Origin of the sequence: Azospirillum oleiclasticum (assembly GCF_013423485.1) — a bacterium.
Taxonomy (GTDB): domain Bacteria; phylum Pseudomonadota; class Alphaproteobacteria; order Azospirillales; family Azospirillaceae; genus Azospirillum; species Azospirillum oleiclasticum.
Genome location: NZ_JABFFR010000033.1, coordinates 43,101 through 69,717, shown reverse-complemented (window position 1 = coordinate 69,717; position 26,617 = coordinate 43,101). Strand labels below are relative to the sequence as shown.

The following is a 26,617-nucleotide window of genomic DNA, read 5'->3' as shown; positions in this document are numbered from 1 at the left end:
CAGGCCAACACATAGCGCATCACGACCATCGGCGGCCAGAGTCACACGCGTGGGGAGTGCCCGCCTCAGATGCCGGTGGTGGTGGAACGGGTGGTCATCGGGATGGTGCCGGTGGTGTTCGTCCCGGCGGTTCCCGATGAACCGGTACCCGATGTTCCGGTACCGGAACTCGTGGAACCGGTGGTCGACCCGCCGAGCCCGGCCATGGCCGCGGCACCCGTCGTGGTCGAAGCACCCATCCCCGTGCGCTCGCGGACGCGCAGGTTGTTCTGCACGTGGGTGACGCCGGACACGGCCTCGGCGACATCCTCGGCACGCCGCTTGGCGTTGCGGTTGTCCACGTGCCCGGCCAGTGTGACCTCGCCCTTCTCCACCCGCACATCGATGTCGGACGCGTCGATGTAGGGATCGTCGGTCAGGCGGTCGCTGACGTCCTCGCGGATGCGGTCGTCGGAGCGGCTGTAGCCGCGCGGACCCCGCCCGCGGTGGTGCTGGGCACCCTGATCGCCGGCACGGGCGTCGCGCTCGCGGCGGCGTTCCGCATCGTCGTCGCCGAACCAGGAGGCAATCTCGTCGCCAGCCCGTTCGAAGAACCCGCGGTCATCCTCCCGCGGACCGTAGGAGCCGGCATAGCCGCGGCCTTCGCCATAGCCATAGCCCGCCCCGGCCGAGCCGCGGCCGAAGTCGCCGCGCCCCATACCGCCGCCAGAAGACCGGCCGCCATAGTCGCTGCCGCGCCAAGCCCCGCTGCCGCCATACACGTCGCGATCGCGGTTCCCGCGGTCATAGTCACCCCAACCGGACCCACCCCGGCTCCGGTCGTCGCGCCCGTACCCGCGGCTTTGATCCGAGCGCCCATAGTCGGAACGCCCCATGTCACCGCCGCCGTAGCTGCCGCCATAGACCCCGTAGCCGCGCGACGATCCCTCGTCGCGGCCGAAGATCCCGCGCGACTCGCCGCCGCGGCTGCGGTCGCTGCCGAAATCCTGGCCGTAGACGCGATCCTCGTCGCGTTCATGGTCGCGGCCATAGCCGCCGGATTCCCACGCGGAACCACGCCCGTAGTCACGACCGCCGCGCTGGTCGCGATCCTCCGACCGCCAGCGCTCGCGGTCCTCGTCGAAACGGCCGCGGTCACGGTAACGATTGTCATAAGCCATGGAACTGGCCCCTCCCGTTGTTGCCGGCCGCCTGCACGGGCGGCCTTCACTGGCCTCAACATGAGGCCGCTGGCACCGTTCCGGTCGGGGCACCCCGCGGACCCGGCGTCCCAGGTTTGCGAAAAAGGGAGGGAACGTCAGCGGCGCCGAAGCACCTCGTCGTACAAGGCCGACAGCCGGGCCCGGATCCGGCCGAGATCGTAGCGTTCGATCGCCGTGCGCCGACCCGCCGCCCCCATGGCCGCAGCGCGTTCGGGATCGTCGAGCAGGCCCAGGATGGCGGTGGTCAGCGCGCCGACATCGCCCGGCGGCACCAGCACACCGTTCACCCCGTCGCTGACCGCCTGCGGAATGCCGCCCACCGGCGTGGTGACGACCGGGATGCCATGGCCCATCGCCTCCAGCAGCGCCATGGGCAACCCCTCGGCGTACGAGGGCAGCAGGAAGACATCGGCGTCGCGCAGGGCCGCCTCCTTCCCCGCTCCGGAGACCCAGCCGAGCAGCCGCACCCGGTCACCCCAGGGAGCGCTGGCGGCGAGGCGGCGGACCTCCTCCACCTCGCCATCGCCGCCGAAATGGAATTCCGCGTTGGAATGGCGTTCCAGGATGGCGGGTATGGCGGCCAGGATATCGTAGGTGCCCTTGCCCTTGCCGAGCCGGCCGAGCGACAGCAGCACCGGCCCGGCCTTCGCCGGCGGGCTTTCCAGCCGCTCGGGGATGGCCGCCGGGTTGGGCACGACCACCGGCTCGCTCCGGCTGTACAGCCCGCGGTAGAAGGCGGACCACTCCTCCGACAGCACGACCAGCCGGTCCAGGCGGTTCAACACAAGGCGGACATAGGCCCGCCCCAACGCCCCGCGCGAGCGGTAGAAGCCGGGAAACAGCCCGGAATGGGCATGCCCCACCACCGGCAGGCCGAGGGCCGCGGCCAGGAGGATGAACACGGATTTGCGGTAGAAGCTCGCCTTGGCGGCGAAATGGATGTGCGCAAGATCGACGCGACGGGTTGCGGCCAACCCCACGAAGCGCGCCAGCGCCGACAGCCCGGCGCCGAGCTTGCGCCCCTTGCCGCCGTCCACCGCGGTGGCGAGCAGCCGCGGCGCCGGCGCGTCCTCCTCCGCCGGCCAGCCGTCCAGCAGCGTGCCGATGACCGCGGCCACCCCGCCCTGCGCCACCGGATCGGGCCCGAGCACGAGGACCCGCCGGGCGCGGCGGGCGGACAGCGGACGGGCAGCGGTGTCGATGGTCATGGCCGGGGGCGCTCGCGTTGCGGCGGAAAGCCCCCGGAAGGTGGCGGCCGGGCCGGGCGGGCGCAACGCAACCTTGGGCGCGGCGGCCTGCCGAAAAGGATGTGCCCCTTTGGATCGCGAAAGCCGCACCGTACGGACAAGGTCGAGCCGTCGCTCCGCGACGACCCGACCTCGCCCACCCGCCTCTTACGACACCAGATCGCTGTCGTGCAGCAGCACGTTGTCGTGCAGGTGCAGGCTGGAGGCATTGACGTTGTCGAGATGGAACAGGGTTTCCATCCCGATCGGTCCCTTGCCGTCCACGTCCATCCTGACGTAGGTGGCGTTGCCCGACTGCACGAAGAACAGGTAATCCGCCGACAGCTCGTGGCCGTAGGCCGCCTTCACCGCCTTGTTGAGCGCGATCAGGTCGAGGACATCGTTGCTCTTGAAGTCGGTGACGTAGTCGGTGCCCTCGCCGGTCGCTTCCTTGACGAAACGGTCGCTGCCGGTGCCGCCGGTCAGGATGTCGGTGCCGCGGCCGCCATAGAGGACGTCGTTGCCGTTGCCGCCGATGATGTCGTCGTTGCCGTCCCCCCCGGCCAGGATGTCGTCGCCGCCGCGGCCGTCGATCTTGTCGTTGCCGGCCATGCCGCGGATCTTGTTGGCGGCACCGTTGCCCAGCAGCGTGTCGGAGGCCGAGGTGCCGATGACGCCTTCCATGTTGTAGACGGTGTCCACATGCCCGCCGCCCATGTCGGCCTTGCCCGAGGCGAGGTCGATCTTGGCCGCCGCGGTCAGCTTGGACAGGTCGAGCAGGTCGACGCCGGTGCCGCCGTCGATCACTTCGCTCTTGGCGGTCCCGGTCAGCTTGTCGTCACCGTCCGTGCCCTTGATGTCGGAGGAGTTGGCCGGCGGCGTCGGCTCCGTCGGGGCGGGCGGCTTCGGCGCGGGCGGGTTCACGACCGGAGGAGCGACGGTGCCGGGCGCCACCGTGTTGTAAGTGGCATCCGAGCCGCCGACGCGGAAGTCGTCGAAGTAGACGGTGCGGCTGTCCGGCCCGGTGTCGGTGCCGCTCTGCCATTCGTACTTGTAAAGGCCCATCTTCAGGTAGGGGCCGGTCGCATCGTTGAAGGCGTTGGCGCCCTTCAGGTCGGCGATGATCTTGCCGTCCTTGTAGAGCTGCAGATAACCGCTGCCGTCGTGGTTCCACTTCACGTGCCAGACGAGGTCGGTCCACTTGCCGATGTCGCCGTCGATCTTGCCCAGGTCGTACTGCTTGGAGCTGTCGTAACGCCCCTCGCCCGAGCCGGTGGTGATCTTGCTGCTGTCGGAACGGACGATCAGGTTCAGGTGCTGCTCGCCGTTCTTGTTCACGACCTGGAGCGCCACCGGCGGGTTGCGCCACGCCTCGCCCGCGTCGGGCTGGGAATGGAACTGCATCAGCACGGTGTCGGCCTTGTCCGTCTCCTTCCACCCCTCGTCGAGGTAGACGCGCATGCCGTACCAGTATTCCTGGTTCATCTTGGCGAACATGCCGCTGTCGAAATGCGAGGCCGGCAGCTTGGTCGGCTGGATCTCGGTGCGGTAGGCGTAGTCGCTCTTGTAGTGGTCGAGCGAGATCTTGGCGGCGCGCTGACCGGCGACGGTGCCGAGCGTCACGTCCTTGTTGCCGGAGTACTTGAAACCGAGCGCGGTGACATCGCTGCCGCTGTCGAAGGTCTGCTCAAACAGAAGACCGGGGCGGGTGGTGGCCATGACTGGCGTCTCCATGGTTGGCCCATCAAGGGAGAGAGCCGTTCGGTCGGGACCACCGGTCGCGCCCGGAACCGCAGGCACCGCCTGCGGCCAGAGGATCGCGACTAGGGCGAGGGATGGCAGGACCCAGCGGGCCGCAATCCCCCGGAACCTCGGTTGGCGGAAGCCGTCCCGGCGGGGTCGTACCCCCGCCCTTCGGGCCACCAGCCAGTCCCAACCGGCTCCGTTTGCCCGAAAAGAATAGACAGATCCGCTGAGGCGAAAGTTAGACATGTTTGTGTAAAACTTTCGGGAACTATCGCGAAATTGCATTGGATTCCGTCGCAGGCGCCCGCGCCGGGATCAGCGGGCGGACGCGAGCACGGCCACGGCCGCCCCCAGCCCCGCCGCCACCCAAAGCAGGAAACCCGGTCCGGCGTGCAGGCCGAAGAAGAGCAGCGCCGCGGCGGCCGGCACCAGGAACAGGACGATGCGCGCGAGCGCCGAGCGCACGCCGAGGATCGCCGCGGGCGGGAACAGCAAGCTCGCCGCGGCGAGCGGGAGGCGGTCGAGACGGGTCGTCATGCGTGGGCGGTCTCCTTCAGGTGATCGGCAAGCCGGATGGCGAAGGCGATCAGCATCATGGTCGGACCGGAGTAACCGGCGGTGGGGAAGACCGAACTGCCGGCGACGAACAGGTTGTCCAGCCCGTGCACCTTCAGGTCGGCGTCCACCACCCCGTCCTTCGGGCCGGCGCTCATGCGGGTGGTGCCGATGTGGTGGTAGTGGCCACGCACCTGCCCCTCGATCAGCTCCGGCGTCAGCTCCTCCAGTTGGAAGCGGCCGTAACCCAGAGCCGCCAGTTCCGACGACACGATCCGCGCACCCTCGCGGAAGGTGCGGAAATCCAGGTCGTTGAGCGCCCAGTTCAGGTCGGCCACGCGGTTGCCCAGCGCGTCGCGCCGGTCGCTCAACACGATCCGGCTGTCGGGGTTGGGCGCCTGCTCGATGCGGTGGTCGAGCACGTAGTAGCGGGCGTCGCCCTTGGGCGGGTTGTATTTGGACAGCACAGCGTCGGCGACGGACGGCAGATCCTCCAGCACGTCGGCCACATCCTCCAGCAGCCCGGGGTCGAAGGGCTTCCAGAAGCCGTCGCGCAGGCGGGCGAGCGCGGCGCGCAGCCCCTCGTGATCCTCCGGCGGGCGGAAGCGGCAATAGTACTGGAGCACGCCGTGCTCGCGCATCGCCGCGTCGGTCAGGCTGATGTTGGCGTTGACGCGGATGGCGCTCATGTAGCCGAAGTCGTAGATGGCCGGGAAACGCCCCTTGGCCGGCAGGAACACGCCCGAGGTGATCTGCGCGTGGTCCATGAAATGGCGGCCGACATGGCCGTGCGCGTTGCCGACGCCGTCCGGCATGACGTCGTCCGACGCCAGCAGCAGCCGCGCGTTCTCGATGGCGTGGCAGGCCAGCACGAAGCGCCGGGCCCGCACGGTGGCGGACTTGCCGCCCAGCGTGCGGACGGTCAGCCGCTCCACCCGTTTGCCGTCGGGGTCCAGATGGACCGCGGTGGCGTTGGCGTGCAGCACCACGCGCAGGTTCTCCTGCCGCTCCAGCGCCTCGCGGAACAGGGCGCGGAAGCGCAGCCGCTCGCTGATCTGGAACACCTTGGTGACGAGGGCGGGGGAATGGCGCTCCACCAGCGCCCCGGCCGGCAGCTTGCGGCGTTCGAGCTGCACCGCCGGGTCCCACCCCTCCGGCGCCAGGCCGAGGATGGCGGCGGCGCGCTCAATGAAGGGCCGCAGGTCGGCGTCGCCGACCGGCCAGCCGGGAACGCCCAGATCCGGCCGCCCCTCGTAGTCGATGGGGTCGTTGGGCCGGCAGTACCCGCCCCAATGGTTGGTGGTGCCGCCGAACCAGCGCAACCGGCAGGCGGCGAGATCGAAGTAGCGCAGGCCGCGCTGGCCGCCGCGGTAGAGCCCCTGGGTGGCGCCGTCGAGATCCATCCCGCCGCCCTCCAGCAGCAGGACGCGCAGCGGCAGGCCGGCGAGCTGGCTCGCCAGCGTGATGCCGGCGGCCCCGGCGCCGACGATGCAGAGGTCGGCGTCCAGCGTCTCGGGCAGCCCGTCGGTCAGGGCGTCGAGGAAGTCGGTCACGACAACGGCACTCCCATGCTTTCCGGGGACCAGCGGTCGGCGGCGGCGATGCACAGCGCCGCCTCCTGCTCGGACAGCAGCCAGCCGCGCACGGCGACCACCCGGTCCGCGCGGAAATCCTCGGCCACCAACGACGCCACCGCGTCGGCGGCACCCTCACCGCCGTCGAGCCGCGCGGCCAGCCGACGCTCCTGCGTGCGGACCAGCCTGTCGGCGGCGGTGTCGCCCAGCGCGTGGCGGATGCGCCGGCCGAGCGAGGCGAAGCCGCGGACGCGCCCGACCGATGCGACGGCCGCGGCGAGCCGCAACCCGGCGGGCGCCGGTGCGGCCATCGCCGGCAGTGCGGGCGCCGCCACCGCGGTCGCGACCAGCGCCAGCAGGGCGCCGACGGCACGGCGGCGGGTGATCCGAGGCATCTTCATTCCGGTCACTCCCGGCTCAGCAGATAGTCGGTGATGGCGGCGGCGTCCTGCGGCTTCAGGCCGTCGATGGCCATGTTGGTGCCGGGCAGGAAGCCCTGCGGGTCCTCGATGAAGCGGCGCAGGTTCTCCGGCGTCCAGGTCAGGCGCGATTTGCGCATGGCATCGGAATAGTCGTAGCCGGACACCTGCCCCGCCTTGCGGTCGATGACATGGACCAGATGCGGCCCGACCAGCGTCTCGCGACGGCGGTTGTCGTGGCAGGCGGCGCAGCCCGTGTAGAGGGTACGGCCGCGCTCGACCTTCAGCGGGTCGAGCGCCAGCTCGGGCTCGCTCTTGCAGGCAGCCAGCGTCAGCAGGGAAAGGGCCGCGGCGGCGATGCGCAGCGTCGGTCTTGCGTGGTTCGGCATCCCGTCCTCGTGAACCGGTGCGATGAAGAATCCCTATGCCCCGTTCGCGCGCGCGGCAACGGAGGGGGTGGTCAGCCGCGTGGGGCGGTCGGGGTAGACCGGGGAAGCCGGTGGAACCAGCCGCGGTAGTACCAGGCGAGGTAGACGGCGAGCGCCCCGAAATGGATGGACGACGGCAGCGTGAAGGCGTTGATCTGCACCGGCACGCACAGCCAGCCGATGAAGTAGGCGCCGAGCAGCGCCGGCCGCCACGCGTGCTCCGGCGACAGGGCGCGCGCCGTGCGGATGCCCCAGAAGATCGCCTGGAGGGTCAGGAACACCGCCAGCAGCCCGCCGATCACCCCGAACTGCATGAAGGCGCCGTAGAGGCCGAGGTCGGTGAAGTTCACCGCCAGGGCGCGGCCCTCCGCGATCACGTTGTTGATGCGTCCCGACGGTGCCGACATCCCGAAGCCGACGCCCATGGTGTCGATGAAGTACTGGGCGTAATGGTCGAAGGTGTGGAAGCGCACGGCGACGTTCAGTTCCCGCGACTCCAGCAGGTCGCGGCGGGTCAGCAGCTCCAGATACTGGTCGAGCGCCAGCGGCACGCAGAGCAGGCCGATCAGCACCACCGCACCGCGCACCAGGAAGGGCCGCACATGCAGGCTGCGCCGGTCCACCAGCAGCAGCACCGCCATGCCGACGAACATGGCGATCAGCCCCTGCCGGCTCTGCACCACCTGGATCTGGAGGGCGAGGCAGAGCGCCAGCAGTGTCCCCGCCAGCGTCTTCAGCCACATCGGCAGATGCGGGGTCAGCAGGATCGCGAACAAGCCGAGCGAGGCGAAGAAGAACTCGTACTTCATGATCACGATGCGCGACACGTCCAGCCCGAAGATCGACCGGCGGGCGTAGTAGCGCAGCGCGTCCCACAGCCCGAGATAATAGACGGTCATCAGAAGCGCCGCGATCACCCCGGTGAGGATCAGGCCCCAGATGATGTCGCGGTCGGTCGCGCGGACAGCCAGCAGCACGTAGAACTGCAACACCGGCAGATAGATGTAATGGGCCGGCAGCCAGTCCTTCAGCGGCTTGGGGTAGAAGGCGGTGTTGGCGAACAGCGATACCGTCAGGATGGTGCACAGCAGGATCAGCGGCCACAGCACATAGGGCCGCTGCAGCAGCGTGCCCCGCCAGAGCAGCCAGCCCAGCGAGGCCAGCGCCGCCCCGGTCAGCAGCCCCAGCCCGGCCTGCCGCACCAGCACCTCGTCGGCGCCACTGACCACGGCGAAGAGCTCGCTGTGGAAGAGGCCGAACACCACCACCAGCGCCACCCGCCACCAGCACAGGCCGGGGATGGCGGCGACCGCGGGGACCATCGGCATGGGAATGGCGTGGGTCATGGTCATGGGGGTGTTCCGGGTGGGGCTGTGGGAAATTCCTGGGCCGGGGAGGGGCCCGGTGCGACGAACTACGCGATCCGCCGCACGTCGTAGCTCAGCGGGACATGGCCGGGATGGACGAGGCCGTAGGCGACCATCCAGGGTGCGGCGATGCGGTTGCCGAACCATTCCGCGTCCTTGCCGCGGCGCTTCGCCCGCAGGGCGTCGGCGGCCAGCAGGGCGATGGCACCGCCGGCCAGCACCGGCGAACCGGCGGCGAGCCCGGCCAGCAGCGCGGCCTGCAGGGCGCCGCCCAGCGCCACCCCGCGCTCCCTCTCGAACACCGCGGCGAGGTTGGCGGGCCGGCCGATGTGCTTGCGCACGAGGCGGCCGAACAGCCGCGGCTTGAGGTCGCGGTAGAAGCTCATGTGCCGCTGCGGCGAGAAGTAGTAGTGGGTCAGGTGCAGCGCCATGCGCTCGGGGATGCGCAGGATGCGCTTGTTGCGCGTCAGCCGCAGCGCGAAGTCCCAGTCCTCGCAGATGCGTTGCTGCTCGTCGTAGCGCAGGCCGGTGGCGAGTGCCGCCGGCCCCAGCAGGATGGCGCCGCCGGTCACCCGCACCGGCGTCGGGCCGGCGGGCGGATGCCGCCAGATCTCCGGCCCGTCCGGGCGGTTGTCGGCGTCGAAGCGCTGCTCGCGCAGGGCGCCAACCACCGCGTCCGCCTCCCCGGCGGCAATGCGGGCGATGCCGGTGGCGAGGAAGGCCGCCTCCACCACCATGTCGCCGTCCAGCAGCATCAGGTAGCCGGGGCGCGCGTTCTCCAGGATCACGTTGCGGGTGGCGGCGGCGTTGGCGGAACCGTCGATGCGGAAGACCCGCGTGTCCGCGCGGCCGGCGGCGAAACCGGCCATCGCGGCGGTGGTGCCGTCGTCGGACGCGCTGTCCACCAGCACGAGGTCGAGCCGGTCGCCGAGCCCGCCCGGCGGCGGCAGGGCCGCAAGACAGTCGGCGAGGAACGGCAGACCATTGCGGGCGATCACCCCGATGGTGAGCCGATCCCCCGGGGGAAGGGCCGCGGCGACCGCGGCCCAGGACGTGCGGATCCCGTCCATCGCGTCAGCTCGAATAGTAGCGGTAGGCGGAACGCTGGCACATCGCGCTGTCGCCGAAGCCGTAGAGCGCGTGCTTCCGGCTTTCGACCTGCGTCACCACCACACCGGCCACATGGCCGCCGGCGTCGCGGATCTGGTCGATGGCGTAGCGCGCGGTGCGCGGCGCGGTGTGCTTCCACTGGACGGCGAACAGGCAATTGGGCACCTCCGCCACCAGGGCGCGGGCGTCGGCCACCGCGGTGACCGGCGGGGTGTCCATCAGGATCAGGTCGTAGTGCGGATAGGCCGCGGTCAGCAGGTCCATCAGCACCGTCGGGTTGATCATGTGCGCCTTCAGGTTCTGCGACTTCAGATAGGCGCCGATGGCGTCGGCCGTCACCACATGGGCGCCGGACAGGGCATCCATCCGGATCAGCCCGTCGGGCATGCCGAACACCGGCTGCTCGGGGGCCGTCAGATTGCCTTTGCCGATCAGGCGGGCGACGTTGGGACGCCGCAGGTCGCCGTCGATCAGCAGCACCCGTTCCCCACCCTGCGCCGCCTGCCGGGCCAGCGACACGGCCAGCGTCGACTTGCCCTCGTTGGCGACGGAGGACGTGATCATCAGCGCCTTCCAGCCGCCGCCGCGCCGCTGGTCGATGCGCAAGGCGGTGTGGACGCTGCGCAGCGCCTCCGCGTAGGCCGAGGTCGGCTTGTCCAGCACATAGCGGGCACGCCCCTCCTGCCCGGAGAAGGTCTTGCCGATGCGCGGCACGAGGCCGAGCGGCGTGGCGTCGAGGGCGGAGCGCACCTCCTCCGTGCTGCGGATGCCGCGCTCCAGCAGCTCGGCCGCGACGACCAGGATGATCCACAGGGCACCCGCGACGATCACCGATCCGGCACCCAGCAGCTTGCGGTTCGGGCCGGACTGCTGGGTCGGCAGGGCGGCCGGCGACAGCACCCAGGCGTCGGGCTGCTCCACCGCCATCTGCTCCTGCGCGTTCATCTGGCGCAGGTACTCCTCCAGCAGGGTGCGGTTGGTGGTGGCCTCCCGCTCCAGCCCGCGCATCTCGACCTCGGCGCCCTTGATGCGGGCCAGTTCACGCTCCAGTCCGGCCAGCGCGGTCTCCAGGTTGGTCTGCTTCTGGCGGGCGACGGCCGCCGCACTCTGCGCGTTGCCGATGACGCCACGCGCCTCCGCCGCGATCTTGCGATCGATGGCGTCGATCTCCTGGCGGGCGTTGACCACGGACGGGTGCTGGTTGCCGTAGTTGCCGAGAAGCTGGGCGAGCTGCTGGCGCAGCTCCGTCTCGCGGTCGAGCACGCGGGTGGTGGTCGGGTTGAGGTTGGTGGCGACCATCTCCAGCGCGGCGCGGGGACCGCGCTCGCGCACCGCCTGCTCCATCTCGCGCACGCGGGCGGCGGCGGTCTGCGCCTCGCCGCGGGCGGTGATCAGCTCGGTGCCGACGGCGGAAAGCTGCTCGGCCACCAAGCTGCTGGTCCGCCCCTCAACGATGCCGGCGGTGGCGCGGTACTGCTCGACCTGCCGCTCCTGCTGCTCGACGGTCTGGCGCAGCTCGTTGATGCGGGTGGTCAGCCAGCCGGTGGCGATCTTCTTGGCGTCGAACTTCGCGTCGAGCTGGTGGGTGATGTACAGGTCGGCCAGCGCGTTCGGGACACGCTGCGCGATCTCCGGCGTCTCCGACGTGAACTGGATCTGGACGACGCGCGACTCCCGCATCGGCGCCACGTTGAGGCGCTTGGCGAAGCGCGGCAGCGTCTCGGACTCCAGGATGCCGTCCGGGTTCACCGGAGTAGCCTCGCGCCGCAGGTCGAGGGCACCGCCGGTGACCGAGAACAACGCTCCCCGCCAGTCGGGGATCTCGATGCCGAAGGGCAGCGGTTCCGGCTTGGCGACCAGAGGGTTGAACTCGGGCCGCTGCATCAGCCCCTCGCTCTCCACCACGCGGCGGGCCAGACGCTCCGAGGTGATGATCTCCATGTCGGTCTGGAGTTCGCGGAGCTGCTCGGCCGGGCCGGCTCCGGGGGTGGGGGTGGCCGGCTTGATCACCAGCGTCGCCTGCGCCGTGTAGTAGGGCGCAAGGCCCGAAATCACGTAGAGGGCCGGGGCCAGCACGAACAGCACGGGAATGATCAGGAGCCACAGACGCCGGCGCAGGATCAGCCCGACGTCGGCCAGCGTGATCGTGCCCGTCTGGCCCCAGAGCGAGGCCGCGGGCGGCGCGTCGACGTACGCGCTGCGGGGGGAGACGTGGTTCATGGCGTCATGTCCATTCCGTTCGGCTGGATGCGTCGGCGCGCCCACTCGCGCAGGAGAAGGCCGAGGAAAGCGCTGTTGGTGGTGAGGTAGCGGCGCCACATCCGGTGGGGCTCCTGGGCCAGCCGGAAGGCCCATTCCATCCCGCAGCGCTGGACCAGCACCGGCGCCCGCCGCGTCACGCCGGCCAGCACGTCCACCGACCCGCCCACGCCCATGATGAAGGGCACACCGAGCCGGTCGCGGTACTGTTCCGTAATGCGCTCCTTCATCGGGCTGGAGATGGCGACGAACAGGCAGTCCGCATGGGATTCACGGATTTCGTCGATGACGTCCGGCTCCTCGGCGGGATCGAAGTAGCCGTGACGCCAGCCGGCGAACCGGATCGACGGGTGACGCTGCCGGATGTTGGCGACGGCGCGCTCCAGCACCTCCGGCCGGGCGCCCAGGATGTAGGGGCGGTAGCCGCGCCGGGCGCACAGCGCCAGCAGCCGTTCCATCAGATCGACGCCGGCCACGCGCTCGGGCAGCGGCAGGCCCAGTATCCGGGCGCCCCAGACGATCCCCATGCCGTCGGCGTTGATGATGTCACTGCCCGTGACGTCGCTCGCCAGCCGCGGGTTCTGGCGCATGGAGATCAGCTTGGCGACGTTGACGACCACATGCTTGAGCGGCACACGCCCGGCAATCGCGCGGTCGATGACGTCCAGCGTCTCGTCCATCGTCAGCGGGTCGAGCGGCACGCCCATGACCTCGATCCGCCGCTCCCGCACGCCGAGGCTGGTCAGTAAAGCTTCGGTTTCCGGTGGCATCGGGGTTCCTCCTGGGTTCTTGATTGCGGGGAGGGTTGTCGCCTCGGGCCCCCTCCCCTCACCACACCCCGACCGTGTCGATGACGAACTTGTCCTTGAGAATGTCGTGATCGACGGTCAGGAAGGTCATGTGATCGACCAGCAAGACGACCATGTTGGCCTGGTCCATGGCGTGGTCGAAGTCGGCCAGCTCCAGATCCAGCCCTTGCAGGTCCTTCGGCAGGGCGGATATGTGCGGCTCGACGACGAGGATGCGGCCAATTTTCTCCTTGGCGAGTTCGGCGACGATGTGCACCGCCGGGCTCTCGCGCAGGTCGTCCACGTCCTTCTTGTAGGACAGGCCGAGGCAGGCGATGACGGGCTTGACCAGCGAGCGCGCCTTCTCCCGCACCTTGGCGCAGACGAAGCCGGGCTTGCTGTCGTTGACCTCGCGGGCGGCGCGGATCAGGCGGGCCTCCTCCGGCGCGCTGTCGACGATGAACCAGGGGTCCACCGCGATGCAGTGGCCGCCGACACCGGGGCCGGGGCGCAGGATGTCCACCCGCGGGTGCAGGTTGGCGAGCTTGATCAGCTCCCACACATTGATCTTCAGCCGGTCGCAGATGACCGACAGCTCGTTGGCGAAGGCGATGTTGACGTCGCGGTAGGCGTTCTCGGTCAGCTTCGCCAGCTCGGCCGTGCGGGCGCTGGTCGGGCGGCACTCGCCCTCGCAGATGATCTTGTAGACCTGCAACGCCTGCTGGGCGCATTTGCGGGTGATGCCGCCGATGACGCGGGCGTTGTTGACCACCTCGTCCAGGATCCTGCCGGGGAGAACGCGCTCCGGGCAATGGGCGACGCGGATGTCGGACGTCTCGCCCTTCTGGGTGGGGAAGGTCAGGTCCGGCCGCTCCTCCGCCATCCAGCCGCACATCCGCTCGGTGGTGCCGACGGGGGAGGTGGATTCGAGGATCACCAGATTGCCCGGCTTCAGCACCGGGGCGATGGCCCGGGCTGCGCGCTCGATGTAGCTGACATCGGGCCAATGGTGGCCCTCGATGTCCTGGAACGGGGTGGGCACGGCGACGATGAACACGTCCGCCGGCTCCGGGGTGAGCGAGGCGCGAAGCTTGCCCGCCTCCACCACGCGGCGCACCAGGGCGGCCAGGTTCGGCTCGACGAAGTGCGGTTCGCCGGCGTTGATGCGCTGGACCACGCTTTCGGTCACATCGACGCCGACCACCTCCACGCCGCGGTCGGCGAAGACCGCGGCGGTCGGCAGGCCGATGTAGCCCAGCCCGATGACGGAGACCTTACTGACGGTTTTCATGGAGCAGCCTCTCAACGATGCGGTCGCTGGCGCGGCCGTCGCCATAGGGGTTGTGCGCCCGGCTCATGCGGCCGTAGGCATCGGGGTCGTCGAGCAGACGGGTGGCGTGGCGGGCGACCGCCTCGGCCGAGGGGCCGACCAGCTCCACCGTGCCGGCGGTCACGGCCTCCGGCCGCTCGGTGGTGTCGCGGGTGACCAGCACCGGCTTGCCCAGCGAGGGTGCCTCCTCCTGCACGCCGCCGCTGTCGGTGACGATCAGGTGCGAGCGGCGCATCAGCTGGACGAAGGGCAGGTACTCCTGCGGCTCGATCAGGTGCACGTTGGGCAGGCCCTTCAGCACCGCGTCGGCCGCCCGGCGGACGTTCGGGTTCATGTGGACGGGGAAGACGACCGACACGTCCGGCCGCTCGGCCAGCCAGGACAGGGCGGTGAACACCCGCTCCAGCCCACCGTCGAAATTCTCCCGCCGGTGGCCGGTGGCGAGGATCATACGGCGGCCCTGCCGCTCCATCTCCTCCAGGAAGGGGAAGCGCGAGTCGAGCGACCGGCGGAGGTCCGCGTCGCGCTCGATGCGGTCCACAGCGAAGAGCAGGGCGTCGATCACCGTGTTGCCGGTGACCAGCACCCGGTCCTCCGCCACCCCCTCGCGCAGCAGGTTGTCGCGCGACTGGGCGGTCGGCGGGAAATGCAGGTCGGCGATGACGGTGGTCAGCCGCCGGTTCATCTCCTCCGGCCAGGGTGACTGGATGTTCCCGGTGCGCAGCCCCGCCTCGATGTGACCCACCGGCACGCGGGCGTAGAAACCGGCCAGCGCCGCCGCCATGGTGGTGGTGGTGTCGCCCTGGACGAGGATGCGGTCGGGACGGCAATCCTCGATCACCGGCCGCAGCCCGTTGAGAACGGCGCTCGTGACGTAGGAGAGCCCCTGCCCGTCCTTCATCAGGTCGAGGTCGTAGTCGGGGCGGATGTCGAAGAGCTCCAGCACCTGGTCCAGCATCTGCCGGTGCTGCGCGGTGACGCAGACCACCGGCGTCAGGCCGGGCGTGGCCTCCATCCGCTTCAGCAGCGGCGCCATCTTGATGGCTTCCGGCCGCGTGCCGAAGACGATCAGCACTTTCATGAAGATCTCCACCCATGTCAGGCAAAGGAAGTTCTCGCGCGCCGACGGTTCACCGTGACGTCGATCTTCCCGACAGCGGTTACAACCGCCGTCGCATCGCGTGATGTTGGCCGAATAAAGAACTCGAAATGCAGGGCGATTATTACTTTGAATTGTATGATTTAACTTTGCGCTTCGATAGCAATGTGTCGTCTTGCCGATTTGCGATCAATGTTTCTTTTGGCTCCTCAAGGTTCGTTGGATGGTTCCGTGGTTCTCCGGGGCAGCCGCGGACAGATGACCGGGCCGCCACCGGATACACGCGTTCAGTCGCAGGCGATGCCGGACGGGCCGGCCGCGGCACGAAGGGGGTAGCGCTGTCCGAAGGGTGCGCCGCCGCGTGCCTCCACCGCCGCCCGCACAGTGGCCACGGCGCGTTCCAGCGACGCGCTCCAGTCGGGCTTGCGGGCGGCCAGAGTGGCACGGATGACGCCCTCGTCCGCGACCAGGCGGGTCAGCCCGGCGTCCAGCGATGTCCTGCTCAGCGAGGCACCGTCCAGCACGTAGCGTTCGTCGCCGAACAGGTCGCGGTTGATGCCGGTCGCCTTGACCGAATAGGCGATGGACAGGGTGGGCACGCCGCTGGACAGCGCGCCGATGGTGCAATGGGTGCGGGCGCCGATCACGAAGCGGCAGCGCGCCAGCGCGTGCTTGATCTGCGGTGCGTTGAAGCGCCGGGGCAGCAGGGCGATCCGGCCGCCGGCGGTGCCGGTGCGCTCCAGCAGCCGCGCCATCAACGCGTGGTCGCACTTCAGCCCGCTGCCGGACTGACCCACCACATGCGGCACGAACAGCACGCCGTAACCGCGCGACGCGAGGTCGAGCGCGAAGGCGACCATCTCGTCCTCGAGGTTCCGGCCGCCAGCACCGGCATGGCGGCGCAGGATGATCGGGCTGATGTTGAGCGCCACCGTGCCCTGCCCGGTCTCCCGCGGCCAGAAGGGCATGAGCGACGTCTCCTCCGGCGTCATCAGGAAGGCGGGGTCGGTGGCGAGCGACAGGCGCGCGTCCAGCCCCTGGGCCTTCAGGTAGTCCAGCGTCGCCGTCTCCCGCACCACCAGCGCGTCGAACCGGGCGAGGTGGCGGCGCACCGCCGACAACACGTGTGGTGCGGCGTCGAACGGCCCGACGGAGGCCCCCCACAGCACCGCCGGAACGCCGCGGTCCATGGCCGCCCCGTCGGTGCCGATCATGGTGAAGAGCGACACCAGACCGTAGTCGAGCGAATAGTTGTCGCCTCCGGTGGAGATCAGCAGGTCCGCCTCGTCCAGCGCCGCGCGGGTCCCGGGGGCCAGCGGGCCCGGCGGCCAGGGCAGGCGGCCCCAGCCGGGCACGCGGCGCACCGCGCGCTCCCACCAGCGGTGGCCGGGCCAGGGGTCGACCACCGGCACGAAGCGCACGCCATGGTCGGTGGCGTCCGGCCAGAAGCGGGTGTCCTCCGCCGGGTCGGCGGACGGCACGAGGAACTCCGCCGCTCCCAGTGCCTGCCGGTAGAGCGACACGGCCGAGCGCACCAGGGCCTCGCAGCCATGGTTGCAGAAGGAACGGTGTCCCGTGAAATAGATGCGCAACGCCATCGCCGCCTCGCCCGCTGTCATCGGTCGGTTGGTGGGGCCCATGAAGTATGGCGCGCGCACCCCCAATGATAGGACGCGGAGGCGTCATCACCCTTTGTCCGCGTGGTGCGTCCCATCTACCGCCGCCGCACTCGACCGGCGCGGCCGCGCCGTTCCGGCGCTTCCGGTTGAGCTTGCCTCACGCCCCGCCGCTACCCCGGATGATCGCGCGCGTTAATCCCGAAGCCGGTGAGGGGCGGCGGAGCGCACCGCGTATCATGACCCGCCTGTTCCCCCGCGGCGCTACCGCCGCGGGTGCGTCCCCCGCATCCCAAGCCCGAGAGGGACCATGTCGCAAGACGCCGTGACCAGCCTGGCGCTCCCCCCACCGGTCTCCTGGAAGCGCGCGGCGCTGTCGCGCGTGATGCCGGACGGTGCGGTGCGGCGGCTGGCCGCCGCCGCCCGCGGCGCGCGTGCCGTGCGCCAGCTCGTCGCCAACCTGCTGTACGACGCCGGCCGCTACCGGCGCTGGTCGTCGCTGGCCAGGGCGGAGCTGAGCCGGGAGCAGCTCTCCGCGCTCGTCACGCTCAACTACCACCGGATCGAGAAGGGCCTCGCCCTGCCCGCCCCGCGCCCCGGCTTCGGGGCGGACGCGGTGCGGACACTGATCACGCTGCTCGACCAGCAGCTCCGCCGCTTCGGCGCGGACGACGCCGCAAGGTCGGGCATCGCCACGCTGGCCGAGTACCAGGCCTTCAACCGCGGCCACGGAATCGCCCACGCGGAGGTGGACGCCGCACTCGCCCGCTTCGCCACGCTCGGCGCCGCCCCGCCGGCCGACGAGCCCTGCGGCGGCACGCGCGCGGTGGAGCGGGCGGCGGTGCTGGCCACCCTTCCCACCGACCCGGAAGCCTTCTTCGGCAGCCGCCACAGCGTGCGCCACTTCTCCGGCGAGCCGGTGGGGCTGGACCTCGTCGAGCGCGCCGTGCGCATGGCGCAGCGCACGCCGTCCGTCTGCAACCGCCAGCCCTGGAAGGCCTACGCCTTCACCGATCCGGAGCAGCGGCGCCGCCTCCTGTCCTTCCAGAACGGCAACCGCGGCTTCGGCGATGGGGCCGCGCAGCTCCTCGTGGTCACCGCCGATCTCCAGCATTTCACCAGCGTCGGCGAACGTTACCAGGGCTGGATCGACGGCGGGCTGTTCGCCATGTCGCTGGTGCACGCGCTGCACGCGCTGGGGCTCGGCGCCTGCATGCTGAACTGGAGCGTCACGCGCGAGACGGACGCCGCCATGCGCGCCGCCGCCGGCATCCCCGACAGCGAACTGGTGATCATGATGGTGGCCGTCGGCCATCTGCCCGAACGGTTGCGCGTGGCGTTCTCCGCCCGCAAGCCGCTGTCGGACGTGCTGGTGGTCCGGTGAGGTGCGGCGGTGAGGGTCGATCTCTACTCCCTGAAGGTGCTGCGGCGCGGCTTCGTCTCGATGATGTGCGGACGGGTTGTGTCGGCGGCGCTGACGCTGGCGGCCATGGTGCTGATCGCCCGCGGCCTGGGCGTCGCCGAGTTCGGCGTCTACACCATCCTGCTGTCGGTGCTGGCGCTGTCCATCACCTACACCGGGCTGGGGCTGGACTGGGTGACCGCGCGCTATGTGCCGGAATACCGCATCCACGGCTCCAGCCGCGACATGCGCCGGCTGATCGCCGGCTATCTGGCGGTGCGGCTGGTGACCCTGGGCCTGTGCGCCGGGCTGCTGCTGGGCGTCGCGCACGAGGTGGCGGAGTGGTTCGGCATCGGCGGCCATGAGGACGAGTTCGCGATCTACCTCCTCGTCGTGCTGATGGAAGGCTTCGCCCGCGCCGTGCGCGGGGAGATCTTCGACCCCATGCTGATGCCCGGTCATTCCCAGGCCAACGCCGCGCTCCGTGGCGTGATCTTTGCCGGGCTGGTCTTCGCCTGGATGCAGGACGGGCTGGTCCTGCACGAGGTGGTGATCGCGGAGATCTGGGCGTCCGCCGCGGCCTTCCTGGCGACGCTGGCGCAGACCGCCTGGATCATGGCGCGGCGCACGCAGGGCCATGAACGCGTGGAGGGCTGGACGCCGGCGCCCATCCGCGACATGGCCGCCATCGCCGGTCACAACTATGTGGCCCAGCTCGTCTCCAGCCTCGCCGGGGCCAACACGCTGCTGCTCGTCGGGGCGGCCATGGCGGGGCCGGCGGCGATGGCCGGCTTCGGCTTCTGCCGCACGCTGGCGGAGCAGATCCGGCGCTACCTGCCAATCACCATCCTGATCACGCTGGCGCGGCCGAAGATCGTGGCCGCCTACAGCGTCGACGGCCGATTCGACCGGCTGCTCGACCATGTGCAGCTCCTCTACAAGGGCAACCTGCTGGTGCTGCTGCCGCTGCTGGTGCTGACGGTGTCCGGCGGCGACGCGCTGCTGTCGCTGCTGTCGGACGGCAAGTTCGCCGACCAGTGGCTGGTGGCCGCCGGCTTCGTCGCCTTCCTGGTGGCGCAGAGCCATCGGGTGGTTCTGTCGCTGCTGACCAACATCCTCAACGTGCCGGAGCTGACCTCCGTGGGGTCGCTGGCGAGTGTGGTGGCGCTGCCGCTGGGTGCGGTGCTGCTGGTCGCCGGGGCCGGGCCGGTCGGGCTGGTGGCGGCGCTGCTGGTGGGCGAGATCCTGTCGCACGCCGTGATCATCCTGGCGCTGGCGCGGCGCGGCTTCCCCTACCGGTTCGACACGTCGGGCTATGTGCGGCTGGGGCTGTGTACGGCGGTCACGATGGCGGTGACCCTCACCATCATGCCGGACCTCGGCGCCGCCATGCCCGATCTCGGCGCCATGGCGTTGCAGGCGCTCGCCATCGGCGGGCCGGTGCTGCTGTTCGGCCTGCTGGTTCTGGTCGCATGGCCGTTCACACCCTTCGAGCGCGACGCCATCGCCCGCCTGACCGGACTTCGGCGGAAGCCGCGGGAACCGGTGGTCGCCGGTTGACGATACCCGTCATCCCTGCGAAGGCGTGGAACACGACGAAAGGATGAAAAGCGAAACGCCCGCCGGATCGCTCCGGCGGGCGTTTCGGTGTTCGCGCGGTGAACGTTACTGGCTCTGCTGCTGCGCCGGCTGCTGCGGCTGCTCCGCCGGCTGGCCTTCCGGCTGCGCCTGCGGCTGGGAGGCGCCGGAGCCGGCCGGGGCGTTCTGATTGGCGCTGCCGCCCTGGCCGACGGCGCTGCCGAGGGACTGGCGGGCCTGGGCGAGCGCCGCCTGCGCCTCGGCGAGTTGCTGGCTGTAGGTGGCGGCCTGTTGGCTCTTCTCCGCGATCTCGGCGTTGAGTGCGGCGAGGCGGGTGCTGAGCTGCGCCTCCTCCTGGCGGGCGCCGTTGATGCGCTCGGTCAGGCGGTTCATCTCGTCGGTCAGCGCGGTGACACGGCTGGTGCCCTCGCTCACCGACTTCTGCGCCGCCGCAAGCTGCTGCTGGAGCTGGGCCGCCTGCGCCGTCATCTCGCCGTTGGAAGCGACGGTGCGCTGCAGGCTTTCGGCGGCGGTGGTGGTCTCCTGGTTGATGCGCGCCAGGTCGGCCGTCGCCTTCTGGATCTCCTCGCCGATCCCGGCCCGCCGGTCCTGGAGCGTCTGCACCTGCTTCTCCAGGTCGGCGATCACCGCCCGCTGCTGGTCGGTGGTCTGGCGCAGGAGCTGCTCCTGCTCGACCCGCTGCTGCAAGGCGGTCAGCTCGTTGCGCGCCTGCTCGCGCTCGCCCTCCATCGCGGACACGCGCTGCTGGGCGCCGGTGACCTGCTCCTTCAGGCCGTCGCGCTCCTGCGTCAGCGACTGCAGCCGGGCGACACCCTGGTCACGTTCCTGCGTCACGGAGGCGAGCTGTTCCGACGCCTGCTCCTGCGCCTGCCGCATCTTGGTGTTGAGGTCGGCGACCGACGCTTCGGCCTGCTGGCGCGCCTGGGTCGCGGCCGCCAGCTGCTGCTCAAGGCCGCGGCCACGCTCCATGGCGGCGTTGCGGTCGTTGCCCAGGGCCTGCATCTGCGCCTGGGTGTCGGCGAGCTGCCGCTCCAGGTCGCTTGCGTGGTTCGCCTGGGTGATCCCGACGATGATGGCGATGATCGCGACGGCGCTGGTGCCGAGCGCCGTGTACTTCCAGACCCGCGCCCGGTTTTCCACCGGACCCGGTGCGTTGCTGTCGTTCATCATCTTGTGAACTCATCTGGGTGGCGAGGGTGCGGCCATTCGATCATCGCCGCGACAGGAACTATATTGCGGATACGGATTAAATCGTATGGATACGTGCTGATTTTTTCCGCACCCGCGCCTGCGGTACCGAGACCGGCGGAAGCGCTTGCCCGGACCGGCCGCCGTCCCTAGGCTGACGGCCGCCTTCCATGCCCGAAGACAGGATCCGCGCATGCGCTACGCCATCGTCCCGGTGACCCCGTTCCAGCAGAACTGCTCGCTCCTCTGGTGCCCGGAGACGATGCGCGGCGCCGTGGTCGATCCCGGCGGCGACATTCCCCTGATCGAGCGCGCCATCGCCGCCAACGGCGTCACGGTGGAGAAGATCCTGGTCACCCACGCCCACATCGACCATGTCGGCGCCGTGGCCCCCCTGGCGGAAAAGCTGGGGCTGCCCATCGAGGGGCCGCAGCGGGAGGACCAGTTCCTCATCGACGGGCTGCCGATGCAGAGCCAGATGTTCGGCTTCCCGCCGGTCCGCACCTTCACCCCCGGCCGCTGGCTGGAGGAGGGGGACACGGTGACCGTCGGCAACCAGACGCTGGAGGTGCTGCACTGCCCCGGCCACACGCCGGGCCATGTGGTGTTCGTCCACCGGGCGTCGAAGCTGGCCGTGGTCGGCGACGTGCTGTTCGCCGGCTCGGTCGGGCGCACCGACTTCCCGCGCGGCAGCCACGCCGACCTGATCCGCTCCATCACCACCAAGCTGTTGCCGCTCGGCGACGAGGTCGAATTCATCCCCGGCCATGGCCCGATGTCCACCATCGGCGACGAGCGGCTCTACAACCCGTTCCTGCGGTGAGTCAGTAAACATCGCGGCGGTAGCGACCCTCGGCAGCCATGGTCTCCAGCATCGCCTCGCCGAGGATCGCGGTCAGCGCCTCGGCGACGCCCGACGCCATGCCCTGGAGGCTGCCGCAGACGTAGATCGCGGCACCCTCGGCCACCCAGCGCGCGACCTCGGGCCCCGCTGCGGCCAACCGGTCCTGCACATAGGCGGGATCGGCGGGGTCGCGGGAGAAGGCTAGGTCCAGCCGCTCCAGCACACTGTCCGCATGCCAGCGGGCGATCTCGGCGGCGAAGGGGCGGTCGTGCCGGGGGCTGCGCTCGCCGAACAGCAGCCAGTTGCGCCGGTGCCCGGCCCGCGCGCGCTCCCGCAGATGGGCGCGCAGGCCGGCGATGCCGGTGCCGTTGCCGATCAGGATCAGCGGCCGGTCGTCGGCCGGCCCGTGGAAGCCGCGGTTCTCCCGCACCCGCAGCGCGATCTCCGCCCCGACGGCGGCGTGCTCGGTCAGCCAGCCCGAGCCGATGCCGAGCCGCCCGTCGGGGCCGCGCACCTGCCGCACCAGAAGCTCGATGCCGCCATCCTCGGGGGTCGAGGCGATGGAGTATTCGCGGTGGGGGAGCTTGCGCCTGGGATCCGCGGGGTCGCGCGGGCCGATCTCGGCGATGTCGCCGGCCTTCCACGCTTGCGGCCCGTCCAACGGGGTCAGCACCACATGGAAAACCGGGGCGCCGGGGCTGCCCGGATTCAGGTGCCGGCGCGCGGCCAGCCGCCAGCGGCCGTAATCCGGCGTGCTCCAGTCGGCCATGTCGGCGCGCCCGCCGGCAAAGGTCAGGTTGTGCTGCCAGTGGCGCAGGGCGCCATCGTCGCCGTCGTCCACCTCCACCCGGTCGAACAGCGCCGTCGCCCCCTGATGGTGGAGCCACGCGTCGAGTGCCCGGCCGAAGGCGCAGTACCGCGCATAGTCGCGGTCGCCCAGCGCCAGCACCGCGTAACGCAGGCCACGCAGGTCGGCCGTCCCGCCCATGACGCGGCGGGCGAAGCGCGCGGCGCCGTCGGGTGGGTCGCCCTCGCCGGTGGTGCTGACGATGAACAGGGCCCGCGAGCAGCCGGCCAGCGCCTCGGCCGTCAGGGCGCCCAGCGGCGCGACGCACACCGGCGTGCCGCTCCCGCGCAGCGCCCCGGCGGTGCGCAGGGCCAGCCGCTCGGCGAAACCGGTCTGGCTGGCGTAGGCGACGAGCACCGTTTGCGCCCCCCCTTCCGTCCCGGATTCCAGCGGCGGACCGGCCAGCGCCGCCAGCCGCACCCGCGCGCGCCGGTGGTGGCCGTAGACCAGCCCGCAGAAGGCGGTGTAGCCGAGCAGGATCGCCGCGGCGAGCGCCGTCCGCGTCCCGGCGGGGTCGAGCGAGAGGTCGATCATTCCAGCATCGCCATCAACGCCGGGGTCAGCCGCTCCTCCAGCCCCGTCTCCGTGCGGATCAGGAACAGCGCCGCGAGGTCCCGGTCCCCGGCGAAGGCCATGCCCTCTTCCGGCCCCAGCACCGTCAGCGCGGTGGCGAAGGCGTCGGCCCACATGCAGGAGGGGTGAAGCACGGTGACGGACGCCAGACGGTTCGCCACCGGCCGCCCTGCCCGCGGGTCGAGTGTGTGGGCGTAGCGCACCCCGCCCGCCTCGAAGAAGCGTCGATAGTCGCCGGAGGTGGCGACCGACAGGCCGTGCAGGGCGACCACGGCCGCCCCCGCACCGCCGACCGCCGCGTCGGGCGGGGTTTCCAGCGCCACCCACCAGGGCATGCCGTCCGGCTTCACGCCCCGGCCGCGCAGCTCCCCGCCGACCTCGACAAGGTGGCTGTCGATGCCCAGCGCCTCCAGGTGCAGCGCCACCACGTCCACGCCGAAACCCTTGGCGATTGACGACAGGTCGAGGCGCAGCCCGCCCGGCTGGTATACGCGCCGGCTATCCCGGTCCAGTTCGAGGCGCTGCCAGCCGCAGCGGGCCAACGCCTCCTCCACCGCGGCGGGATCGGGGGTACGGTCGCGGGGGCCGTCGGGGCCGAAGCCCCAGAGGTCCACCAGCGGCCCGACGGTGGGGTCGTAGGCCCCGCCGCTGTCGCGCGCCACGGCCAGGGCGCAGTCCAGCACCGCCGCGAAATCCTCCGGCAGCTCCTGCCAGCGTCCGGCGGACGCCCGGTTGAAGCGGCCGAGGTCGGAGGCGGGGTCCCAGTGGCTCATCTCCGCCACCACGCGATCGAGGCGGGCCTGGATGCCGTCGCGCAGGTCCGGCACATGCATGCCCGGCGGCGGCACCAGCTTGACCGACCACGTCGTCCCCATGGTCCGCCCGGACAGCGCGTGCACCGGCCGCACGCCCGGCCGCAGGCCGGGGTCGTCCAGCGTCGGCGGGATGAGGACGCGGCGGGCGGGCGCGGCCGTGACGGTCACTGCGGCAGCACTTCCAGCGTGACGGTGTAGCTGGCGGTGCGCTCGGACGCCTGCGGGACGGAGGGGTTCGTGTCGGTGACGTCGGCGCTCAGCCAGTACATGCCGGGTTCCGGCCAGGTGACCGCGAAGCCTCCCGTGTCGTCGGTCTTGACTGTCATGTCGTTGAGCTTGGTGCGGTAGCGGTTGCCGCCGGGCACCACCTCCACCTCGATGCCGGAGGCGGGCCTGCCATCGAGCAGCAGGGTGAAGCGCGCCGATTCACCGGCGAACAGGTCGTTGGGGTGGGTGACCGGCACCAGCTCCAGCCCCTTGCCGGTCGGCTTCAGCACGCCGTCGGAGGGCTTGCCGGCGGTCACGAAGACCTCCAGCCGGCGCTGCGAATGGCGGATCTTCAGGTCGGTCGCGTTGGCCGGGATGTCCGCCAGCTTGTCCGGCGTGCCCCGCCAGCGCTTCTGCTGGCCATCCAGCTTGTAGCTGGCGAACAGGTTGTCGCCGGCCACCGCCATCTTGTAGGTGCCGGGCTGGGTCAGGTGCACGTCGAAGGTGCTGCGGTAGCGGCCGGTGCTGGCGTTCTCCGTCTTGACCGGCGAGCCATCGGGCGCCATCACCGCCAGCCCGTCGAGCTGGAGCGGGAAATGCTCGAAATAGAACAGGTCGTTGGAGACGGCGGCATCGACCGTGACCCACGGGTCCTTGCCCGACAGCACGGTGGCGGAGGGCAGCATCCAGGCGCGGTGCGCCTCGGCCGTCAGCGGCAGGGCGACCGTGAGGGCCAGGGCCAGCGCGGCGATCTTTTTCGGCATGGGGGCGGTCCCGCTGTTCATCAGGGTTTCAGGTCGATGGTGACGGTGCCCAGTTCGCTCTCGCCCTTCGCCGTGCCGGTCACGGGCTTGGCCGGGGGCCACTGGAAGGGCACGCGCAGCAGCTCGCGCCCACCCACCTCGCGCGCGGCCTCCACCACCAGGGCGTACTCGCCGGGCGGCAGGGACGCGAGCGGCAGCGCCTTGGTGTCGACCTCGTGCAGGCCGGGGGCGCGGGTGGCGCCGGATATGCCGTCAACCGGCATCTCCAGCGACCGGCCGCTGCGCCGCCACCATTGGCGCAGGTCCTTCAGCCACTTGACGCCCTCGTTGTCGCGCATTTTGAGGCTGTACCAGACCGCAAGGTTGCCGACGACGCTCTGGTCGGGCTTCTCGACCCACACGGCGACATAGGGCTTGTGGTATTCCGCCACGGACAGCGTGGGGATCTCGACCTTGACCGTCATGTCGGCCGCGGCGGCCGGACCGGTCAACAGGCCGGTCACGGCGACCGGCACCCAGGTGCGCATGGACTAAGCCCCTCAATGGATGAACAGGACGGCCAACAGAAGCGGCATCACCAGACCCAGCCCGACCACCGGCCATGTGGTCGGGCGGTTACCCGCGTGCAGATGCAGCAGGAACAGCCCGGTGACGCAGAAGACGAGGCAGGCGCCGGCGAAGAGGTCGATGAACCACGACCACGCCGCACCGGTGTTGCGCCCCTTGTGAAGATCGTTGAGGTAGGAGATCCAGCCGCGGTCGGTGCGCTCGTACTCGATTTCCCCGCCCGCGCGATCGATGCTCAGCCACGCGTCGCCGCCCGGCCGCGGCAGCGGGACATAGACCTCGTCGGCCGACCACTCGGCGTCGTGGCCGGCGGTGTCCACCGCCAGCGTCCGCCCGATCCAGTCGGCGACGGCGCCGGGCAGTGCTGTGCTCCCGGCCGGCGGTGGCGCCTCCAGCAACGCCGTCAGGTCGGTCGGCAGGGTCGCGCGCTGGGTGGTTACCCGCGGCTTCGCCTCGATCGAGCCGGCATGGTTGAGGGTGATGCCGGTGACCGCGAACAGCATCATCCCGATCAGGCAGAGCGCCGAACTGATCCAGTGCCACCGATGCAGATGCTTGAGCCAGAACCCCCGGCGCCCCTGATCCGGCGTCTTCGTCATACCCGTCGTTTCGTTGTTGTGCGAACATGCCGAGGTCGTGCCCTGCCGCAACGCACCGTTCATCGTCCGGGGCGCAGCATATTGGCAATGAGAGGCATTCGCAATATTGGCTGTGTAACGGAGTGTAACCCGCCGTCGCGCTACAGCACCGGTCCGTCGAACCAGTGCCGTCCCTGGCGGTCCTCCACCTCCACCACCCACAGATCGGGGTCGTAGCGGAGCTGGCGGGCGATGTAGGCGTCCGCGGCCGGCTCGTCCACCGGCTCCGCCCCGGTGCCGCGGGTCCACACCAGCCGCTCGTCGCGGCGGGTCTGCACCAGGACCGTGAAGGTCCGATCGAGGCGGTTGACCTTCACCATCACCGTCCCGCGGCTGGGATCGCCCTTGCGGGCGATGGTCATCGGGATGCCCTGGGTGTCCGCCGCCCGGACATGCGCCATCACCCAGAGGCCGGTGGGCAAACGATCGTCCATGATGGTGCGGCACTCCCGAA

Annotated in this window: 24 protein-coding genes; 3 read left to right on the top strand and 21 right to left on the bottom strand. The window is 70.6% G+C overall.

Features of this window, described 5'->3' with window-relative positions:
* Nucleotides 1-65: 65 nt before the first annotated feature.
* The 14 genes from HL658_RS27945 to HL658_RS27880 all read right to left on the bottom strand — a co-directional run bounded on the left by HL658_RS27945 (nucleotide 66) and on the right by HL658_RS27880 (nucleotide 16,701).
* Nucleotides 66-1,160 carry a BON domain-containing protein gene (locus HL658_RS27945; RefSeq protein WP_180285663.1) on the bottom strand — a complete coding sequence of 365 codons (1,095 nt, stop codon included), beginning with the start codon at nucleotides 1,158-1,160 and terminating at the stop codon, nucleotides 66-68.
* Between the two features lie 137 nt (nucleotides 1,161-1,297).
* Nucleotides 1,298-2,410 (bottom strand): glycosyltransferase family 4 protein, encoded by a 1,113-nt coding sequence (locus HL658_RS27940; RefSeq protein WP_180285664.1) that lies wholly within the window; start codon nucleotides 2,408-2,410, stop codon nucleotides 1,298-1,300.
* 186 nt (nucleotides 2,411-2,596) lie between these two features.
* A complete protein-coding gene (locus HL658_RS37380; protein ID WP_281378886.1) occupies nucleotides 2,597-4,147 on the bottom strand; it encodes a heparin lyase I family protein in 1,551 nt (516 codons plus the stop codon).
* Between the two features lie 342 nt (nucleotides 4,148-4,489).
* Nucleotides 4,490-4,711 (bottom strand): hypothetical protein, encoded by a 222-nt coding sequence (locus HL658_RS27930; protein WP_180285665.1) that lies wholly within the window; start codon nucleotides 4,709-4,711, stop codon nucleotides 4,490-4,492.
* Entirely contained in the window at nucleotides 4,708-6,282 is a 1,575-nt protein-coding gene (locus HL658_RS27925; RefSeq protein ID WP_180285666.1) for an FAD-dependent oxidoreductase, read from the bottom strand. Before HL658_RS27925 ends, HL658_RS27930 begins: the two co-directional genes overlap by 4 nt.
* Nucleotides 6,279-6,704 carry a hypothetical protein gene (locus tag HL658_RS27920; protein ID WP_180285667.1) on the bottom strand — a complete coding sequence of 142 codons (426 nt, stop codon included), beginning with the start codon at nucleotides 6,702-6,704 and terminating at the stop codon, nucleotides 6,279-6,281. The genes HL658_RS27925 and HL658_RS27920 overlap by 4 nt, the downstream gene beginning before the upstream one ends.
* Nucleotides 6,705-6,709: 5 nt before the next feature.
* Entirely contained in the window at nucleotides 6,710-7,111 is a 402-nt protein-coding gene (locus tag HL658_RS27915; protein WP_180285668.1) for a c-type cytochrome, read from the bottom strand.
* A gap of 71 nt (nucleotides 7,112-7,182) precedes the next feature.
* On the bottom strand, nucleotides 7,183-8,502 hold the full coding sequence (locus tag HL658_RS27910; protein WP_180285669.1) for a hypothetical protein: 1,320 nt from the start codon (nucleotides 8,500-8,502) through the stop codon (nucleotides 7,183-7,185).
* Nucleotides 8,503-8,564: 62 nt separating this feature from the next.
* On the bottom strand, nucleotides 8,565-9,587 hold the full coding sequence (locus tag HL658_RS27905) for a glycosyltransferase family 2 protein (protein WP_180285670.1): 1,023 nt from the start codon (nucleotides 9,585-9,587) through the stop codon (nucleotides 8,565-8,567).
* 4 nt (nucleotides 9,588-9,591) lie between these two features.
* Nucleotides 9,592-11,847 carry a GumC family protein gene (locus HL658_RS27900; protein ID WP_180285671.1) on the bottom strand — a complete coding sequence of 752 codons (2,256 nt, stop codon included), beginning with the start codon at nucleotides 11,845-11,847 and terminating at the stop codon, nucleotides 9,592-9,594.
* Nucleotides 11,844-12,656 carry a WecB/TagA/CpsF family glycosyltransferase gene (locus tag HL658_RS27895; protein ID WP_211109868.1) on the bottom strand — a complete coding sequence of 271 codons (813 nt, stop codon included), beginning with the start codon at nucleotides 12,654-12,656 and terminating at the stop codon, nucleotides 11,844-11,846. Before HL658_RS27895 ends, HL658_RS27900 begins: the two co-directional genes overlap by 4 nt.
* A gap of 58 nt (nucleotides 12,657-12,714) precedes the next feature.
* Nucleotides 12,715-13,965, bottom strand: a complete 1,251-nt coding sequence (gene wecC, locus HL658_RS27890) for a UDP-N-acetyl-D-mannosamine dehydrogenase (protein ID WP_180285672.1) — start codon at nucleotides 13,963-13,965, stop codon at nucleotides 12,715-12,717.
* Nucleotides 13,949-15,085, bottom strand: a complete 1,137-nt coding sequence (gene wecB, locus HL658_RS27885; protein ID WP_180285673.1) for a non-hydrolyzing UDP-N-acetylglucosamine 2-epimerase — start codon at nucleotides 15,083-15,085, stop codon at nucleotides 13,949-13,951. The genes wecC and wecB overlap by 17 nt, the downstream gene beginning before the upstream one ends.
* A gap of 305 nt (nucleotides 15,086-15,390) precedes the next feature.
* Nucleotides 15,391-16,701 carry a polysaccharide pyruvyl transferase family protein gene (locus HL658_RS27880; protein ID WP_180285674.1) on the bottom strand — a complete coding sequence of 437 codons (1,311 nt, stop codon included), beginning with the start codon at nucleotides 16,699-16,701 and terminating at the stop codon, nucleotides 15,391-15,393.
* Between the two features lie 328 nt (nucleotides 16,702-17,029).
* Here HL658_RS27880 and HL658_RS37375 point away from each other — a divergent pair, with 328 nt between their 5' ends.
* Together HL658_RS37375 and HL658_RS27870 are read left to right on the top strand one after the other, a co-directional pair.
* A complete protein-coding gene (locus tag HL658_RS37375) occupies nucleotides 17,030-18,103 on the top strand; it encodes a nitroreductase family protein (RefSeq protein ID WP_246337960.1) in 1,074 nt (357 codons plus the stop codon).
* 9 nt (nucleotides 18,104-18,112) lie between these two features.
* Nucleotides 18,113-19,681 carry a lipopolysaccharide biosynthesis protein gene (locus HL658_RS27870; RefSeq protein ID WP_180285675.1) on the top strand — a complete coding sequence of 523 codons (1,569 nt, stop codon included), beginning with the start codon at nucleotides 18,113-18,115 and terminating at the stop codon, nucleotides 19,679-19,681.
* Nucleotides 19,682-19,786: 105 nt separating this feature from the next.
* Here HL658_RS27870 and HL658_RS27865 read toward each other — a convergent pair whose 3' ends face one another.
* Nucleotides 19,787-20,890, bottom strand: a complete 1,104-nt coding sequence (locus HL658_RS27865) for a coiled-coil domain-containing protein (RefSeq protein ID WP_180285676.1) — start codon at nucleotides 20,888-20,890, stop codon at nucleotides 19,787-19,789.
* 211 nt (nucleotides 20,891-21,101) lie between these two features.
* On the opposite strand from HL658_RS27865, the gene HL658_RS27860 reads away from it, so the two are divergent.
* Nucleotides 21,102-21,731, top strand: a complete 630-nt coding sequence (locus HL658_RS27860; RefSeq protein ID WP_180285677.1) for an MBL fold metallo-hydrolase — start codon at nucleotides 21,102-21,104, stop codon at nucleotides 21,729-21,731.
* Between the two features lies 1 nt (nucleotide 21,732).
* Here HL658_RS27860 and HL658_RS27855 read toward each other — a convergent pair whose 3' ends face one another.
* From HL658_RS27855 to HL658_RS27830, 6 genes are all read right to left on the bottom strand, one after another.
* Entirely contained in the window at nucleotides 21,733-23,133 is a 1,401-nt protein-coding gene (locus HL658_RS27855; protein ID WP_180285678.1) for a sulfite reductase subunit alpha, read from the bottom strand.
* Nucleotides 23,130-24,155, bottom strand: a complete 1,026-nt coding sequence (locus HL658_RS27850; protein WP_211109867.1) for an FAD:protein FMN transferase — start codon at nucleotides 24,153-24,155, stop codon at nucleotides 23,130-23,132. Before HL658_RS27850 ends, HL658_RS27855 begins: the two co-directional genes overlap by 4 nt.
* Nucleotides 24,152-24,958 carry a DUF4198 domain-containing protein gene (locus HL658_RS27845; protein ID WP_180285679.1) on the bottom strand — a complete coding sequence of 269 codons (807 nt, stop codon included), beginning with the start codon at nucleotides 24,956-24,958 and terminating at the stop codon, nucleotides 24,152-24,154. Before HL658_RS27845 ends, HL658_RS27850 begins: the two co-directional genes overlap by 4 nt.
* A gap of 20 nt (nucleotides 24,959-24,978) precedes the next feature.
* Nucleotides 24,979-25,485 (bottom strand): DUF2271 domain-containing protein, encoded by a 507-nt coding sequence (locus tag HL658_RS27840; protein ID WP_180285680.1) that lies wholly within the window; start codon nucleotides 25,483-25,485, stop codon nucleotides 24,979-24,981.
* 12 nt (nucleotides 25,486-25,497) lie between these two features.
* Nucleotides 25,498-26,124, bottom strand: a complete 627-nt coding sequence (locus HL658_RS27835) for a PepSY-associated TM helix domain-containing protein (RefSeq protein WP_180285681.1) — start codon at nucleotides 26,122-26,124, stop codon at nucleotides 25,498-25,500.
* A gap of 140 nt (nucleotides 26,125-26,264) precedes the next feature.
* A complete protein-coding gene (locus HL658_RS27830; protein WP_180285682.1) occupies nucleotides 26,265-26,597 on the bottom strand; it encodes a DUF1491 family protein in 333 nt (110 codons plus the stop codon).
* Nucleotides 26,598-26,617 lie beyond the last annotated feature (20 nt).